The 16048-nt window shown below is 45.2% G+C and carries 11 protein-coding genes; 4 read left to right on the top strand and 7 right to left on the bottom strand.

Annotated elements, in window-relative coordinates; translation table 11 throughout:
* Nucleotides 1-88 precede the first annotated feature (88 nt).
* Genes narI through A3757_RS22360 form a run of 4 tightly spaced genes read right to left on the bottom strand, consistent with a single transcriptional unit; the run spans nucleotide 89 to nucleotide 6827 of the window.
* The gene (gene narI, locus A3757_RS22375) at nucleotides 89-772 is read right to left on the bottom strand and encodes a respiratory nitrate reductase subunit gamma (protein ID WP_068508659.1); all 684 of its coding nucleotides are present in this window, start codon (nucleotides 770-772) and stop codon (nucleotides 89-91) included.
* A 4-nt stretch (nucleotides 773-776) separates the two neighbouring features.
* Nucleotides 777-1541, bottom strand: a complete 765-nt coding sequence (narJ, locus tag A3757_RS22370; protein WP_068508660.1) for a nitrate reductase molybdenum cofactor assembly chaperone — start codon at nucleotides 1539-1541, stop codon at nucleotides 777-779.
* Nucleotide 1542: 1 nt separating this feature from the next.
* Nucleotides 1543-3081 (bottom strand): nitrate reductase subunit beta, encoded by a 1539-nt coding sequence (gene narH, locus A3757_RS22365; protein ID WP_068508661.1) that lies wholly within the window; start codon nucleotides 3079-3081, stop codon nucleotides 1543-1545.
* A 2-nt stretch (nucleotides 3082-3083) separates the two neighbouring features.
* On the bottom strand, nucleotides 3084-6827 hold the full coding sequence (locus A3757_RS22360) for a nitrate reductase subunit alpha (RefSeq protein ID WP_068508662.1): 3744 nt from the start codon (nucleotides 6825-6827) through the stop codon (nucleotides 3084-3086).
* A gap of 330 nt (nucleotides 6828-7157) precedes the next feature.
* On the opposite strand from A3757_RS22360, the gene A3757_RS22355 reads away from it, so the two are divergent.
* Entirely contained in the window at nucleotides 7158-9002 is a 1845-nt protein-coding gene (locus tag A3757_RS22355) for a histidine kinase (RefSeq protein ID WP_082865087.1), read from the top strand.
* Between the two features lie 110 nt (nucleotides 9003-9112).
* A complete protein-coding gene (locus tag A3757_RS22350) occupies nucleotides 9113-10903 on the top strand; it encodes a hybrid sensor histidine kinase/response regulator (protein ID WP_068508663.1) in 1791 nt (596 codons plus the stop codon).
* Nucleotides 10904-10953: 50 nt separating this feature from the next.
* On the opposite strand, the gene A3757_RS22345 is transcribed toward A3757_RS22350, so the two are convergent.
* Both A3757_RS22345 and A3757_RS22340 read right to left on the bottom strand, forming a co-directional pair.
* Entirely contained in the window at nucleotides 10954-11595 is a 642-nt protein-coding gene (locus A3757_RS22345; protein WP_068508664.1) for a response regulator transcription factor, read from the bottom strand.
* Between the two features lie 176 nt (nucleotides 11596-11771).
* Nucleotides 11772-13385, bottom strand: a complete 1614-nt coding sequence (locus A3757_RS22340) for an MFS transporter (RefSeq protein WP_068508666.1) — start codon at nucleotides 13383-13385, stop codon at nucleotides 11772-11774.
* A 379-nt stretch (nucleotides 13386-13764) separates the two neighbouring features.
* Here A3757_RS22340 and narL point away from each other — a divergent pair, with 379 nt between their 5' ends.
* Nucleotides 13765-14409, top strand: coding sequence for a two-component system response regulator NarL (gene narL, locus A3757_RS22335; protein WP_068507590.1), 645 nt, complete (start codon nucleotides 13765-13767; stop codon nucleotides 14407-14409).
* Between the two features lie 14 nt (nucleotides 14410-14423).
* On the opposite strand, the gene A3757_RS22330 is transcribed toward narL, so the two are convergent.
* Entirely contained in the window at nucleotides 14424-15005 is a 582-nt protein-coding gene (locus A3757_RS22330; protein WP_068507588.1) for a DNA-3-methyladenine glycosylase I, read from the bottom strand.
* Between the two features lie 102 nt (nucleotides 15006-15107).
* Between A3757_RS22330 and A3757_RS22325 the strand changes: the two genes are divergently transcribed.
* Nucleotides 15108-16048: DUF748 domain-containing protein (locus A3757_RS22325; RefSeq protein ID WP_156506496.1), on the top strand; the 941-nt coding region annotated here is incomplete at its 3' end.

Raw genomic sequence — 16048 nt, 5'->3', positions numbered from 1 at the left:
AAGGGGTCAGACTCGATTGAAACTAAGGTTTCAATCGAGTCTGACCCCTTTGAAAATATCCCCGCGCTTTGCGGGGATAAGATGGCTATTAAGCCTTACTACGTACAACCTGATAGTTACGAGAGAAGTACTTAACTGGCACACTCCAAACATGAACTAAACGGCTGAATGGGAAGACCAAGAACAAAGTCATACCCAAGGCTACGTGTAGCTTAAAGATTGGGTGAACATCAGCAATCGCTGCTGAAGCTTCAACGCCGTTAAACAAGACCATATTTTGCGCCCAGCTCATTAGCTTAACCATTTCAACACCATCCAGGTGACCCATCGATACGAAGATCGAGATCAAGCCTAGTAGTAGCTGAACCAACAACAAGAGTAGGATAAGGATATCCATTCTTGAGCTAGTCGCTCGCACTCGCTCATTACCTAAACGACGCTTAACAAGAATCACCAAGCCATATAAGCACACCAGGCCAAAGAAGCCACCCATGCCCATTGCGACCATTTGCTTGAAACTATCGCTTACGCCAAGTGTTTCCCATACCACATGTGGCGTTAATAGGCCCACAAAGTGCCCCATCAAAACCATAATGATACCCACGTGGAAAGGGCGGCTGCCTTTTCGTAATTGAGCACTTTCTAACATCTGGCTTGAACCAGTTTTCCAGGTATATTGATCGCGGTCGTAACGCACAATCGAACCTAAAACGAACACTGCCAAAGCAATGTAGGGGTAAATTCCAAAGAATAAATGATTTAAGTAATCCATTTTCTTATCCTCTCTTATCGGAGATAGAAGATTGTGACGAGGACGGCGTGGCATCAAAACCTACCCAGTTAACCGGGATATCTTGGTCACGACGCTGAGCTTCGCTGGGTCGACGCGTTGAAGACTCGCAGCTTTTATCTAGTGACTCAGCACCAAACTTCACTTCTTCCTCTTCCCATTCTTTGTCGATTGCTTTTTTCGTGTCATCTCGCTTCTCATCAGCGATTTGCTCACGAATTTCGTCCAATTCGATCTTACTGTCAGCAAAGTCCAGAAGCGCCTCAAACAAAACCGAGTAATCACTTTTACGTTTTTCCAAGCGACACTGGATCAAGCCTAAAATATGCTCCATTTCCTGCAACCAATTCTGGGCGTTCTCTTTACCTTGGGTTGAGAGAAACTCCAGGAACAAGGGGATGTAGTCAGGCAACTCGTGCTTGTCCAGCTCTAAACCTGCTTCGCGGTACATATCGACCAGATCTACCATTGCCTGGCCACGATCACGGGATTCGCCGTGTACGTGCTCAAACAACCATAGCGCGACCGAACGTCCACGATCGAATAGACCACCGTATTCACTCTGCCAGTCCATTAGATCCATCGCTGCCCGGTTTTCAATAAACGCCAGCAACTTGGTTTCGATGGCTGGCGCTAGGCCAGCCTCCGCTACCACTTGATCCAATTCACCTTTGTAAAGAAGGATGTCTTCCCGTGGGTAATCCATCAAACAAGATACAACAGCTAGCACCTTCGCATTTGAAGTATCCATCTTAGTCACCTCCTGAAACCGCGATGATATTCGCTCGGTTACTTGGTTTGTTACCACCAAACATGTTGACTTCGTTGTTACCATCGCTACAGCCATTGCCGAAGCTGAAACCACATGAACTCTTCATGTCGTAAGCATCTTCTGCGTAAGCTTTATGGCTTGATGGCACGACGAAACGGTCTTCGTAGTTAGCAATCGCCATGTAACGATACATTTCTTCAACCTGTAAGGCTGTTAAACCCGTCTTCTTCAAAACTTCCAGATCTTCTTTGCCTTCTACTTGCTGTGAACGCTTGAATGAACGCATTGCCAGCATTCTTTCTAGTGCATTCACAACTGGCGCTTCTTCACCGGCCGTTAGCAAATTAGCCAAGTACCGTACCGGAATACGCAGTGACTTAATGTCTGGAATCACACCGTCCATACCAATACGACCCTGCTCAGCAGCATTCTGGATTGGGGATAGTGGTGGGATGTACCAAACCATTGGCAGCGTACGGTACTCTGGGTGTAACGGTAGCGCTACTTTCCAGTCCATTGCCATCTTATAAACAGGTGATGCTTGAGCCGACTCAATCCAGCTATCAGGAATGCCTTCAGCGCGTGCCGCATCTTGCACTTTAGGATCATTTGGATCTAGGAAGATATCCAACTGTGCCTGGTACAAATCTTTCTCTAGCGGCGTTGCTGCTGCTTCTTCGATACGGTCTGCATCATAAAGAAGTACACCCAAGTAACGGATACGACCTACACAAGTCTCAGAACAAACTGTTGGCTGGCCCGCTTCGATACGTGGGTAACAGAAAATACACTTCTCTGACTTACCAGACTTCCAGTTGTAGTAGATCTTCTTGTATGGGCAACCCGATACACACATTCTCCAACCACGACACTTGTCTTGGTCGATCAATACGATACCGTCTTCTTCACGCTTGTAGATCGCACCTGAAGGACAACTTGCAACACAAGCCGGATTCAAACAGTGCTCACATAAGCGTGGCAAGTACATCATAAAGGTCTTTTCGAACTGACCGTAGATGTCTTTCTGCGCTACTTCATTGAAGTTTGAATCAACTTTACGTTTAGCGAACTCCGTACCTAGAATCTCTTCCCAGTTTGGGCCCCAGTTGATCTTCTCCATGATTTTGCCAGTGATCAGCGACTTCGGACGAGCCGTTGGCTGATGCTTGCTTTCTGGCGCAGTATGCAGATGCTCGTAGTCGTAATCGAATGGCTCATAGTAGTCATCGATTTCGGGTAGGTCAGGGTTACCGAAGATATTCGCCAACACACGCATCTTGTTACCTTGACGCGGTGTCAACTTACCATCGTTACCACGGACCCAACCGCCGTTCCATTTTTCCTGGTTTTCCCACTCTTTAGGGAAACCCACGCCTGGCTTAGATTCAACATTGTTAAACCAAGCGTATTCAACACCGTCACGGCTCGTCCATACGTTCTTACAAGTGATAGAACAAGTGTGACAGCCGATACATTTGTCCAGGTTCAGGACCATGCCTATTTGTGCACGTACTTTCATCGCTATGCTCCTCGCTCTTCAGACGACTCGTCCAACCAGTCAACTTTGTCCATCTTACGGACGATTACAAATTCATCTCGGTTACAGCCAACGGTACCGTAGTAGTTAAATCCGTATGCTTGCTGTGCGTAACCACCGATCATGTGAGTAGGCTTCATAACCGCTCTTGTAACAGAGTTATGCATACCACCACGTGTCTTGGTTGTTTCAGCCCCCGGCATATTTATTTGTCGTTCCTGTGCGTGATACATCAAGCTCATACCTTCGTTTACACGCTGGGAAACGACCGCACGACATGCAATGGCACCGTTAACATTGAACACTTCGATCCAATCGTTATCTTCGATGCCTGCTTTTGCTGCATCAACTTCCGAGATCCAAACAATCGGACCACCACGTGAAAGGGTCAACATCAACAAGTTATCAGAGTAGGTTGAGTGGATACCCCATTTCTGGTGAGGTGTAATCCAGTTCAATACGATCTCTTTGTTGCCGTTTGGTTTCTTGTCTAACAAAGGCTTAACTGTCTTCATGTTAACTGGTGGCTTATACAAGCACTGGGTTTCACCGAAGTCACGCATCCACTCATGATCCTGATAGAACTGCTGACGACCTGTCACTGTTCTCCATGGAATCAACTCGTGTACGTTGGTATAACCTGCGTTATAAGATACGTGCTCATCTTCCAGACCTGACCAGGTAGGAGAAGAGATGATCTTACGAGGCTGCGCCTGAATGTCGCGGAAGCGGATTTTTTCCTCTTCTTTCGGCTTAGCCAAGTGTGTGTGATCTTTACCGGTAAACTCTGACAGTGCAGCCCATGCTTTAACCGCTACCTGACCATTAGTTTCTGGTGCCAGGCTCAAGATCACTTCAGAGGCATCAATTGCCGACTCAATCTTCGGACGACCCTGATGCGCGCCTTCTTCAGTGTGCTTATAGTTAAGCTCACCCAAGAACTTCACTTCATCTTCAGTGTTCCAAGTAATACCCTTACCACCATTACCTAGTTTCTCTAGCAATGGGCCAAGCGAAGTAAAGCGCTTATAGGTATTCGGGTAATCACGTTCAACAACGGCTAGGTTTGGTGCCGTCTTACCTGGAATCAGGTCACACTCACCTTTCCACCATGCTTTCACACCCTCTGGCTGAGCAAGCTCTCCTGGTGTGTCGTGCTGAAGCGGTACCGTGACCAAATCTTTCTCAACACCCAAGTGGCCTTCACAAAGTTCAGAGAACTTCTTGGCAATACCTTTGAAGATATCCCAGTCAGATCTCGATTCCCAAACCGGGTCAATCGCTTTAGAAAGAGGGTGAATAAACGGATGCATATCCGACGTATTCATATCGTCTTTTTCGTACCAAGTTGCTGTAGGTAATACAACATCTGAATACAAGCAGGTAGTCGACATACGGAAGTCTAGCGTCACTAGCAAGTCGACCTTACCCTCGACTGGCGTATCGTGCCACTTAACATCTTCTGGCTTCTTGGCGCCACGTTCATCAAGGTCTTTACCTTGAAGACCGTTCTTAGTACCTAGAAGGTGACGAAGCATGTATTCATGACCCTTACCTGACGAACCTAATAGGTTTGAACGCCAGATAAACATATTATGAGGATGGTTTTGAACATCATCCGGATCTTCACAAGCAAACTTCAAAGAACCGTTCTTCAATTGATCAACCGTGTATTCTTGAGGAGTTTTACCTGCCTTCTCAGCATCTTTAGTCAACTGCAATGGGTTAATTGCTAATTGAGGTGCTGATGGCAACCAACCCATACGCTCTGCACGCGTATTGTAGTCAATGATAGAAGCTTGCCACTTAGACTTATCAGCCAAAGGTGACACAACCTCTTCCATTTCCAATTTCTCATAACGCCATTGGTTTGCGTGATTGTAGAAGAAAGAGGTACCGTTCATTTGACGTGGTGGACGCTGCCAATCCAAACCAAATGCTAGCGGTAGCCAACCACACTGAGGACGCAACTTCTCTTGTCCAACATAGTGAGCCCAACCGCCACCAGATTGACCGATACAACCACACATCATCAACATGTTGATAACGCCACGGTAGTTCATGTCCATGTTGTACCAGTGGTTCATCGCCGCACCGATAATGATCATGCTGCGACCAGTCGTCTTGTTTGCATTGTCTGCAAACTCTCGTGCGATCTTGATGATCTGCTCACGCGGCGTACCGGTGATTTTTTCTTGCCATGCTGGCGTGTATGGCTTGTCTTCGTCAAAACTTGATGCTGAATTTGCACAGTTTAAACCGTGCTCAACACCGTAGTTTGCAAGAGTCAGGTCAAATACAGTTGCAACCAACTTCTCACTACCATCTGCTAACTTAATTTTCTTAGCAGGTACTTTACGTAGTTGATTCGCATCGTGATCAGTATGATCAAAATAACCGTATTCGTGCTCTTGTCCACCGAAGTAAGGGAAGGAAACTTCAACCACTTCGTCTGCACTATCTTTTAGTGATAAGCCTAATTTGATCTCTTCGCCGGTATTACCGTCTAGCTGATCAATATTCCACTTACCTTTTTCACCCCAGCGATAACCTATTGAACCGGTAGGTGAAACCAACTCATTGCTCGCATCGTTAACTGCAATCGTCTTCCACTCAGGGTTGTTTTCTTGACCCAAGTTACCATCGAGATCAGAGGCTCTTAGGAAGCGACCTTGCTGTAAGCCTTGATCAGACTCTTCTAACATAACCAAGTAAGGGAAATCAGTCTTGGTACGCACGTATTCAGTGAAGTAAGCACTTGGCTTATCTACGTGAAACTCTTTCAGAATAACGTGGCCCATTGCCATCGCTACTGCTGAGTCAGTACCTTGCTTCGCGTGAATCCACTCATCGGTCAACTTCGCAACTTCTGAGTAGTCAGGTGTAACGGATACAGTCTTAGTACCCTTATAGCGAACTTCAGTGAAGAAGTGAGCATCAGGTGTACGCGTTTGTGGAACGTTAGAACCCCAAGCAATGATGTAGCCAGAGTTATACCAGTCTGCAGATTCTGGTACGTCAGTCTGCTCACCCCAAATCTGAGGAGATGCTGGTGGCAAATCACAGTACCAGTCATAGAAGCTTAGGCAGTTACCACCGATCAAGGATAAGTAACGAGCACCTGCCGCATAAGAAACCATCGACATCGCAGGAATTGGCGAGAAGCCGGTAATACGGTCAGGACCATATTTCTTAGCAGTGTAAACGTTAGAAGCAGCAATCAGCTCATTAACTTCTTTCCAGTCAGAACGAACCAAGCCGCCCATACCACGTTTTTCTTTGTAGGATTTAGCTTTTGCCGGATCGTTAACAATCGATTCCCAAGCTTTAACCGGGTCACTATGCTGGGCTTTAGCTTCGCGCCATAGCTTCAATAGAGCTTTACGTACCTTTGGGTACTTCAAGCGGTTTGCACTATAGATGTACCAGGAATAACTCGCACCACGAGGACAGCCGCGTGGCTCGTGGTTAGGAAGGTCAGGGCGCGTACGAGGATAATCAGTTTGCTGGGTTTCCCAGGTTACCAGGCCATCCTTAACATAAATCTTCCAACTACATGAGCCAGTACAGTTGACCCCATGTGTTGATCGTACAATTTTATCGTGCTGCCAACGACGGCGATAGCCATCCTCCCAGCCACGATCCTCGTTGGTTGTTACGCCATGCCCTGAGGCAAAGTCCTGCTTTTTCGTTTTGAAAAAACGTAACCTGTCTAAAAACTGACTCATTTGTGGTTCCTCACCCTTGTTTGTTTATTCCCATCACTTAACTTCTGTCATGGCCAAACAAACGATTATTTTTGAACAATTGATATTCAAAGCACATTGGCAGTATTGTGTACATAACACGACTCCATTAGTGCGATTGCTCTCAGTATATGGAGGGGCAAGAATATTGAAATTGATTTGCATCAATTTACACCAGGCGGCTCTGGTCATAAAACAGCCAAACTACCCACTTAGGGTTATCGTGAATTATTTTTAAGATATTGATATATAATAGATTTTTATTTTATCGGCCTTACTACATCAGGCTATGGCTTTTTAGGGGTATTACCCGTGTTACAACGCAATCAGCAGTTCATTCACTCAGTGATGAGTTACATAAACTTGTCACTGTTTACCATCATAGGTATCACCTTATTATCGATATTCTTTTCTTTTTGGGTGACAGAGCAAGCCGATTCCGATGCTCATGCGATTAACCTCTCAGGTTCAATGCGCATGCAGACCTATCATATAGGCTTAACCGCTACTCACTCCCCAAATGACATCGGGCCGCTAATAGAAAAACTAGACCAAACCTGGAATAACACCCTTTTTACTAACCTTCACTCATCCCTTTCAAACCCTGACTTGGAACAAGCTTTTACAAACGGCTACCAGCATTGGTTTGAGATCGTCAAACCACGTTTGAAGAACGGTGAAAAACCAATCCCCGAAACACTTACCTTGCTCAACAAACAAGTTGATCTAACCGATATTCTGGTATCTGAGCTTCAGCTAGAAGCTGAGTCAAAAATTCGCACACTTCGAACCTTCCAATTATTTGCCATGCTGTTTACCACCTTGGTTGGTAGCCTGATTTTTTATCTGCTTAAAAACCGTGTAGAAAGCCCCCTGGGCCGCCTGACAGAAGCTGCAAAAATGATTCGTGATGGCTACATCCAGCAGCACATCGACATTCCTGGTAAAGATGAGCTGGCTTTACTAGCACAAACCTTTAACCAGATGAGCCAATCAATCGCTGAAACTTATCAACAGCTAGAAAGCCGGGTTGAAGAACGAACCAAAGAACTAAAACGAAGTAATACCGTCCTAGAATATTCCTTCGGCGTTGCCAGGAAAGTACTGGAAGATCAAGACAAGAGCCTGGATTACCAAGAAATTATCAATGATCTAGGCATGATACTAATGGTTAAAGATATTGAGCTCTGCCTATTTACGACACAAGGCGAACGCCCTTATTTGCAGATTGACATGCATGATGATGATGAACAGCTTTGCAATCGCTTTACCTGTGAAGGCTGCCGCGGTGACGGACCTTTCAATCAATTAGCTGAGGATGCTTTGATATATCGATACCCAGTCATTCATCAAGCAAAACAGTATGGTGTGATCAAATTACCTCAATCGAAAGACAAACCCCTTCTCTTATGGCAACAAAAATTGGTCCAATCTAGCGCTGACCAACTAGCCATCGCTTTATCTTTACAGGAGACCAAAGAGCAAGAACACCGCTTGGCGATGCTTAGTGAGCGTACAGTAATGGCCCGAGAGCTTCACGACTCTCTAGCTCAATCGCTCTCTTACCTGAAGATTCAAGTAACACGCTTACAAAAGTCACACGATAAGAAAAAGTATGAGATGCAACAGCCAATTATTGATGAGCTGAGTGAGGGCCTTTCATCAGCTTACCGTCACTTACGTGAACTACTCACCACCTTCCGCTTAAAAATCGATGATAAAGGTTTACATGGCGCAATTGAGCAAACCATTAAGCAATTGAGAGCGCGAACCGAGATGCACATTAACCTGAAGAATTCACTGAAGAATATTCCTTTGAGTCCTTCTGAGGAAATTCACGTGCTACAAATTCTTCGTGAGGCCAGCCAGAATGCTGTCAACCACTCCAAGGGTACACGCCTGGATATTAGCTTACTTCAGCAAACTGACAAAACCATCCAACTGGAAATTAAAGACGATGGAGTAGGGCTGTCCAGCAACCCAGAAAAGTTAAATCATTATGGCCTGGCCATCATTCAAGAACGCAGTCGGCACTTGAACGGTGAGCTAGTTGTTAAGAGCTCTCAAGAGGGTATCCAAGGTACTCAAATCCAGCTTCGTTTCTCACCCAGTTACCTCAGAGAAAGTGATGAAAGTAAAGTTATCATACGCTCGTAACACGCAAATCACATTTCTCCCATTTGAGCGGTGACCTTACTTGGCATCGTTCTGCACACCAACTAACATAGAACGCTTCACTCTAATCGCTTAAAAGACCAATAATAACGATGACAAGCCATTACGAAAAAAGCGTTGAAGAGCTTCAGCTCGAATATGCAAACAAGCGTCGCTTCCCCTTCATAAAGTTTTCTCAGTCACTTGAAAGTGAGTTCAGGGAATATCGACACCAACGCTTACTAGAACGAATTCCTGCAATTGGAGTTGCCGCATTATTCATTTTTTTCTTATTTGCTTTACTAGATATCTACACGCTCCCCGAGTCTGTCTACGTCGTCACAACCTGTATTCGTCTGTTTATAGTTTGCCCTCTCATCGCTATAACAATGATCGCCGCCCGAATGAATTGGTCGATACGCGCGTATTCAAGTCTGTATATGAGTGCCTACATAGTCTCTGGCTTAAGTATCGTTGCTATTATGTACACTACACGAATTAATGATGCGCAAATGCCTTACGACGGTGTGTTGCTGCTCTTGGTTTTTGGCTATTTCCTAATGGGCTCGCCGTATACTTTGGCCACATTAGGTGGAGTGATCGTATCGCTGGGCTATTTTACCCTTGAGCTCAATCTGAACTCTCCCAGCCATATTATCAGCTCAAATGCTGCGTTTATTATTACACTCAATTTTATGGGGGCGATTGGCAGCTACATGCAAGAACGATCACGGCGTAGCCTCTTTCTCAATAAGAAGCTGGTTGAACTTGCAAAGTCTAGAGACCAGCAAGAAATATCCTCACGTACGAGGCTGTTAGCCACCGCCAGTCATGACTTGAGACAGCCTCTACACGCTATGAACTTACTTATTGAGACCTTAGAAAACCAGCTTCCCAAGGGAGATTCTTTAGCCTTAACACAAAAACTTAAGCTCGCCATTAATCAACTAAGCCAGTTACTTAGCTCTTTACTCAATATCTCAAGGTTAAATGCCGGCATTGTTGAAGCAAAGAATACAAACTTTGATCTTTCAAGTTTGATCGGCTCACTAATTCCCGAGCAAAACATTCGTGCGGAAGAGCTTGGTATGACGATTCGCACCGAAGGCCCCTCACCTTGTATTGTAAAAAGTGACCCAATCTTAGTCGAGAGAATATTTCGAAACCTTTGCGAAAATGCATTTAAGCATGCCGATGCAACCGGAGTAAAAGTCAATTGGTACAAAGAAGGCAAAACTATCTTCTTGGAAGTGGAAGACAATGGCAAAGGAATTCCTGAAGAAGAAATGGAAAGTATCTTCGACGAGTTTCATCAAACGGATCAATCTGACAAGCAAGGTATGGGCTTAGGGCTTGCGATTGTCAAACAGCTAAGTGAGCTATTAGAAGTCAAATACGGCGTCAGAGCAGGAAAACATAAGGGCGCATGCTTTTGGCTAGAGCTGGCGCAAGCCTATTCTCTCGAGAAACCGATTAACAATGCACCAGCACAAGTGCCACGCCCCAGCCCTGATAAGCGCATTCTCCTAATCGATGACGACCAAAGTGTCCTGGATTCATGCCAAATACTGTTAGCCAATTGGGGCTACTCCGTCGCCGCAGTTAAGAACCCTTACGATGCGTTAAGCTGCAGCGAGTCAGAAATTTTCGACCTTATTATCTGCGACTATCGCTTTCCTGCTTATCCACAAAATGGCATTGAACTGATACTAGAGATGAGAAAAAGAGCAGCGACCGCCACGCCCGCAATTTTAATCACAGCCGACACTCAGCAAGAAGTCAGCGAAGAAGTCAGTCAGAGTTTTGTTGAACAGGATCTAAATATTACCGGAATCGCCTTTAAACCATTAGCTCCCGCCAAATTAAAGCTAATGATTCAGCACTACTTACAGGCAAAGAATTAGCCTATTTGAGGCTAATTTTTAAGCCGCTACAATGAATGGCCGCTAAGCAATTATTCTAACAAGCCCAAATCAACTGCTACCCGAGCACATTCAGTGCGGTTATGTACGTTTAGCTCGCTAAATAAGGTCTTCATATGGCTCTTGATCGTATGCTCGGTCAAATGCAGGCGCTGGCAGATTTTCTTGTTTGGTAAGCCTTCACACACTAACTGTAAAACTTCCTTTTGCCGAGGTGTTAACTCTGGTAATTCAGCAACTTGTTGTGACTGATAAAAGTCTGGCAGGCAATTCTCGCCTTCCATGACTTTTTTTATCTGATTAAGGATCACTTCACTGCTGCTGGCTTTACTAATAAAACCACTAGCCCCAGCCTTAAGGGCTCGCTGAACATCCCTGAGTTCCTCGGAAGCTGACAAAATAATTGCCGGGATGAATATTTTCTGCTCAGACAGGTATCGAAGAATAGACAGCCCCCCCTCATCAGGTAAGCATAAGTCGAGCAATATCAGGTCATAACCCTGATTTTGTCCAAGGTGATTTTGAGCCTCTATCACGCCATGAGCACATTCGATCACAACCTCTTCGCTCAAACGCTTAAGCACAAATGAAAGCCCTTCCAGGTAGACTGGATGGTCCTCTATCACTAATAATTTCAGTTCACCACTCATCGGCGAAAAGCAAGAAGCTTGCATAACAGTATGATTACCAGGCTGATGTTATATTTGTTTTTTAGCATGCATATTATGCTGATATTAACACCTGCTTAGCAAGCCAATTATTGGCCATTTATTAACCAGTAAACATAAAAAACCGCGCTAGTTGCGCGGTTTTTTATTTTAAGCCATAACTTACAACTTATGGATTGTCGTTATGGATTATAGTGCTCGCAGCTCTTACGTAGGTAGAACCACCAGTTAAGAACGATACATACGGCGTAGAACGTTGCGAAGCCATATAGCGCGTACTCAGGAGTCGTCGCCTTGATTTGCTCACCCAATACTTTAGGCATAATGAATGCACCGTATGCTGCCACCGCTGCAGTCCAACCCAATACCGGACCTGCTTGCTCTTTATTGAATACCTGAGAGATGGTACGGAAAGTAGAACCGTTACCAATACCTGTTGCAGCAAACAAGACTAAGAACAATACAAAGAATGGTACGAAGAATTCTTCAGGTGTTGCTGACTGGTAAGCGGCTTTCATGAAGTAAGCCACACCAATTGCACATGCCACCATAATTACCGCACAAATCTGAGTAACTAAAGCACCACCTACTTTATCAGAGATCCAACCACCAACTGGGCGAATCAAAGCACCGATGAAAGGCCCCATCCAGGCGTACATTAAAGCACTTGGCCCATTAGGGTTAGCCGTGTTGTGTGTCATCACACCATCAACCATCACGTGCTGGAAACCAAATACAACTTTAATCGTTAGCGGGAAAGATGCTGCAAAACCAATGAATGAACCAAAAGTCATTGTATAAATAACTGTCATTGCCCAAGTATGCTTGTTATCAAAGATTTTGTACTGACGCGTTAAGCTCTCACCGATCTGACCTGGAATCGCTTTCAAAGCAAATACTGTCGCTGCGATAACAATAGGTAATACGATCCACTTACTTACACCAAAACCTGAACCACCCACTTTCTCAGGAAGCATCAACCATAGGCCGAAGATTGCACAAGCAAAGCCAACCAGCAACATCATTGAAATTAAGCCGAAAGAACCAACAGGGCCAGGAATACTTGGCGAAATGTGGTCTTCACGCAAGTTATTCATACCGAACCAGCCAGCAAGTGCGAGAGGAATCAGGAAGAGCAACCACACGAAGCCTGCATTTTGAATCCATGCTTCAGTACCTGCAGGAATCTTACCGATCAAGGTACCTGAAGTATTAACTAGCGTCATTGACTCGCCGCCTAGTGCGCCGAACATGCCAACAGTCATCGCCAATGGAACCAGAATCTGCATCGTAGTAACACCAAAGTTACCCAGACCCGCATTCAAACCTAGCGCCAAGCCCTGCTGCTTCTTAGGAAAGAAGAAACTGATGTTTGACATTGAAGATGAGAAGTTACCACCACCAAAGCCAGATAGAAGCGCTAGTGCCTGGAAAACCCAGAAAGGTGTTTCAGGGTTAGACAGCGCGATACCTGTACCGGCTGCAGGTAGCATGAGTAATGCTGTGGTAAAGAAGATTGTATTTCGGCCACCCGCCAAACGGATAAAGAAGGTGCTGGGTATTCGTAGCGTTGCACCCGTCAAACCGGCAATCGCCATTAAAGTAAATAGTTGTGATTTTTCATAGGGGAAGCCCAAGTTCAACATTTGAACCGTGATGATGCCCCAATACAACCAAACCGCGAAGCCGCAAAGCAAACTCGGGATAGAAATCCACAAATTTCGGTTGGCTATTTTCTTACCGGTGGATTCCCAGAACTGCTCGTCCTCCGGATCCCATTTTTGAATATCCGACATAGAATTTCTCCCAATGTTATAAATAATGCTAAGTCACGTTCATCATGCGCAAGCCTATAAACAAGAACAATCGACTCAAGGGAGTAGGCATTTCTTCACCCTTTACTTACCCCCCAATACCTACTACTGGGTAGTACCCTTGCCAGCACCTGCATTGTCGCTACGCTGCGTAAAACAAGGGGTACAACACATGCGACCAGAAGTAGGTACATTTCGGTGCCTACTCTCTCTAAGCCTCCACGAGTAAAGCCTGTCGAACATGATTCACGTCAATTTTGAGAACCAGGGTTCTTGCCAAATGGCGCGTTCTAAGACAGAGTTGCGACTAGATAAGATTCTTAAACCAGAAACTAAGCGCCGCATAAAGGTTGAAGCACTCATGAGCCAGATCCCCGCCACCATATTATTAGTTGATGACCACCCTTTATTAAGAAAAGGACTAACCCAGCTGATTGAATTCGAAGATGAGCTAGAAGTCATTGGTGAAGCAAGTGATGGGCATAGCGCCCTAGAGCTTGCTAAAGAGCACGAGCCCGACCTAATCGTGTTAGATCTGAATATGCAAGGTATGGATGGTTTGGAAACACTTAGAGCCATGCGAAATGCCGAGATCACCTCCCGTATCATCATGCTAACCGTAAGCGATAGTGATGAAGACGTTGTTTGCGCTATTACTTATGGTGCCGACGGCTACCTGCTTAAAGATATGGACCCTGAGCAAATACTGGAAAAGCTAAAAGAAGCCGCGCTTGGTAAAATGGTGATCAGTGAGAAGCTAACACATGTTCTGGCCGGAGCAATACGAGGCGGCAACGATAAGAAATCGAACTTATTAGCCAAACTAACCAGCCGGGAACACGAGATCCTGAAACTCATAGCCAAAGGTATGAGCAACAAGCTTATTGCCCGTGAACTCGATATCTCTGACGGAACCGTGAAGGTTCACGTCAAACATGTCCTGAAAAAACTAGGTTTGAATTCTCGAGTTGAAGCCGCAGTATGGATGGTGAATCAGAAGGGCTAAACTTCACTCAGCTTTTAGCTCACTTTTGACCACTCTGGGCATGTCACCAGGTGGTCATTAACCATCCCCACAGCCTGCATAAAGGCATAGCAAATAGTCGGACCGACAAAGGTAAAGCCGCGCTTTTTCAAATCTTTCGACATTGCTTCGGACTCTGGCGTTACAGCCGGTACATCTGCCATCGTCCGCCAGCTGTTAACTATCGGCTTAGCGCCAACAAATGACCAAAGGTACTTTGAAAAGTCACCCTCATTCTTTTCAATCTCGAGAAATTCGCGTGCATTTTTAATAATAGAGTTCACCTTAAGCTTATTTCGAATCACACCTGAATTAAGCAGTAATTCATCTATCTTCGTCTGGTCATATTCTGCAATACGCTTAGGATCGAAATTATCATATGCTTCGTAATAGCTTTTTTCTTTTCGTAAAATCGTAATCCAGCTCAAACCCGCTTGTTGGCCATCAAGGCAAAGTTTGGCAAATAGATCCTGGCTACCCCACCTTGGCTTACCCCAAATTTCATCATGATATTGCTGATATAAAGGGTCATTACCGCACCAGGGGCAACGTTTCTCTTGTGAGCAGTTTTCGGTCATTTTTTAGTTCCTTTTTAGTTCTTTATTGCTCAGCTCGTTTTATAATGTCAGCTTCGCGGTTCAAGGTTCTGTTCTAAAATAGCCACTCTAGAGGGTTACACTGTGTCGACCATCCTTAATTTCAAATCCAAGAAGTTCTGGCTCATTCTTTTCTTTTTAATCTACAGTGTATTCGGCTGGTTTGCTGTACCTTATATTGTTAAGCAGCAGGCCATCAACTCCCTTAAGGATATTGCAGCCTGGGATACGCAAATCGAATCAGTTGTTTTCAACCCTTACGCACTATCTCTAGCCGTTCACGGTTTCCAAGCTAAGGATGAGTTCCAGCAAGATAGCGTCAGCTTTGATCGATTCTACGTCAACTTTAGCGCCCTCGGTTCATTGGGGGGGCGCATAGCTTTTGATGAAGTCAGTTTGACGAGGCCTAGTATCAATGCTCAGCTTGACGAGCAAGGTCTGTTAAATTTCCAGCGTGACTTTGTAAAAGCTGACAGCGAGGCAGCGCCAGAGGAAGTCGATAACTCAGAGCCTTTAGCCTTCTTTTTCGGCCTGATCTCTATCTCTCATGGACAGGTCAACTTTACCGATCGCTCTAGCGATGAAACCTTTAGGCTAAAGCTTGAGCCTCTCAATCTCGCATTAAAGGACTTCTCGACAGACCATAATGATGGTGGCAACTACTCACTAAACCTCTCACTAGGCCAGGGTCAAGAGCTTTCATGGAAGGGACAAATTGGCATTGCCCCTTTTTCTTCTAAAGGCTCTTTGGCCTTGAGCAATCTTCGCTCTTCAAGCTTCTGGCATTACGTCAAACCTTTCTCTCCCTACTCACTTAATAACGCACTGATTTCACTAGAAGGCAGCTACGATACTGAATTTAGTGACCAGAGATCACACCTGCTGATCGAAACTGGCTCGGTGTCGCTTTCTCAGATTGCCTTGGCTGAGACTCAAGATACAGAGAGCTTATTTACACTCGATTCAGTGTCGCTTAGCCCTATCAATTTTAATCTGGAAGAACGTACAGCTAAGCTGGGCAACTT

The sequence above is a fragment of the Oleiphilus sp. HI0117 genome, assembly GCF_001635235.1.
The sequence above is the reverse complement of the archived record's forward strand: the minus strand, read 5'-3'. Positions and strand labels throughout refer to the sequence as shown.

Bases quoted from the DNA above. Each gene is read 5' to 3' on its own strand.
- narL (WP_068507590.1), top strand. From the start codon at position 13,765: ATGAGCCAGATCCCCGCCACCATATTATTAGTTGATGACCACCCTTTA.
- narI (WP_068508659.1), bottom strand. From the start codon at position 772: ATGGATTACTTAAATCATTTATTCTTTGGAATTTACCCCTACATTGCT.
- A3757_RS22345 (WP_068508664.1), bottom strand. From the start codon at position 11,595: ATGCAAGCTTCTTGCTTTTCGCCGATGAGTGGTGAACTGAAATTATTA.
- narH (WP_068508661.1), bottom strand. From the start codon at position 3,081: ATGAAAGTACGTGCACAAATAGGCATGGTCCTGAACCTGGACAAATGT.
- A3757_RS22350 (WP_068508663.1), top strand. From the start codon at position 9,113: ATGACAAGCCATTACGAAAAAAGCGTTGAAGAGCTTCAGCTCGAATAT.
- narJ (WP_068508660.1), bottom strand. From the start codon at position 1,541: ATGGATACTTCAAATGCGAAGGTGCTAGCTGTTGTATCTTGTTTGATG.
- A3757_RS22330 (WP_068507588.1), bottom strand. From the start codon at position 15,005: ATGACCGAAAACTGCTCACAAGAGAAACGTTGCCCCTGGTGCGGTAAT.
- A3757_RS22360 (WP_068508662.1), bottom strand. From the start codon at position 6,827: ATGAGTCAGTTTTTAGACAGGTTACGTTTTTTCAAAACGAAAAAGCAG.
- A3757_RS22340 (WP_068508666.1), bottom strand. From the start codon at position 13,385: ATGTCGGATATTCAAAAATGGGATCCGGAGGACGAGCAGTTCTGGGAA.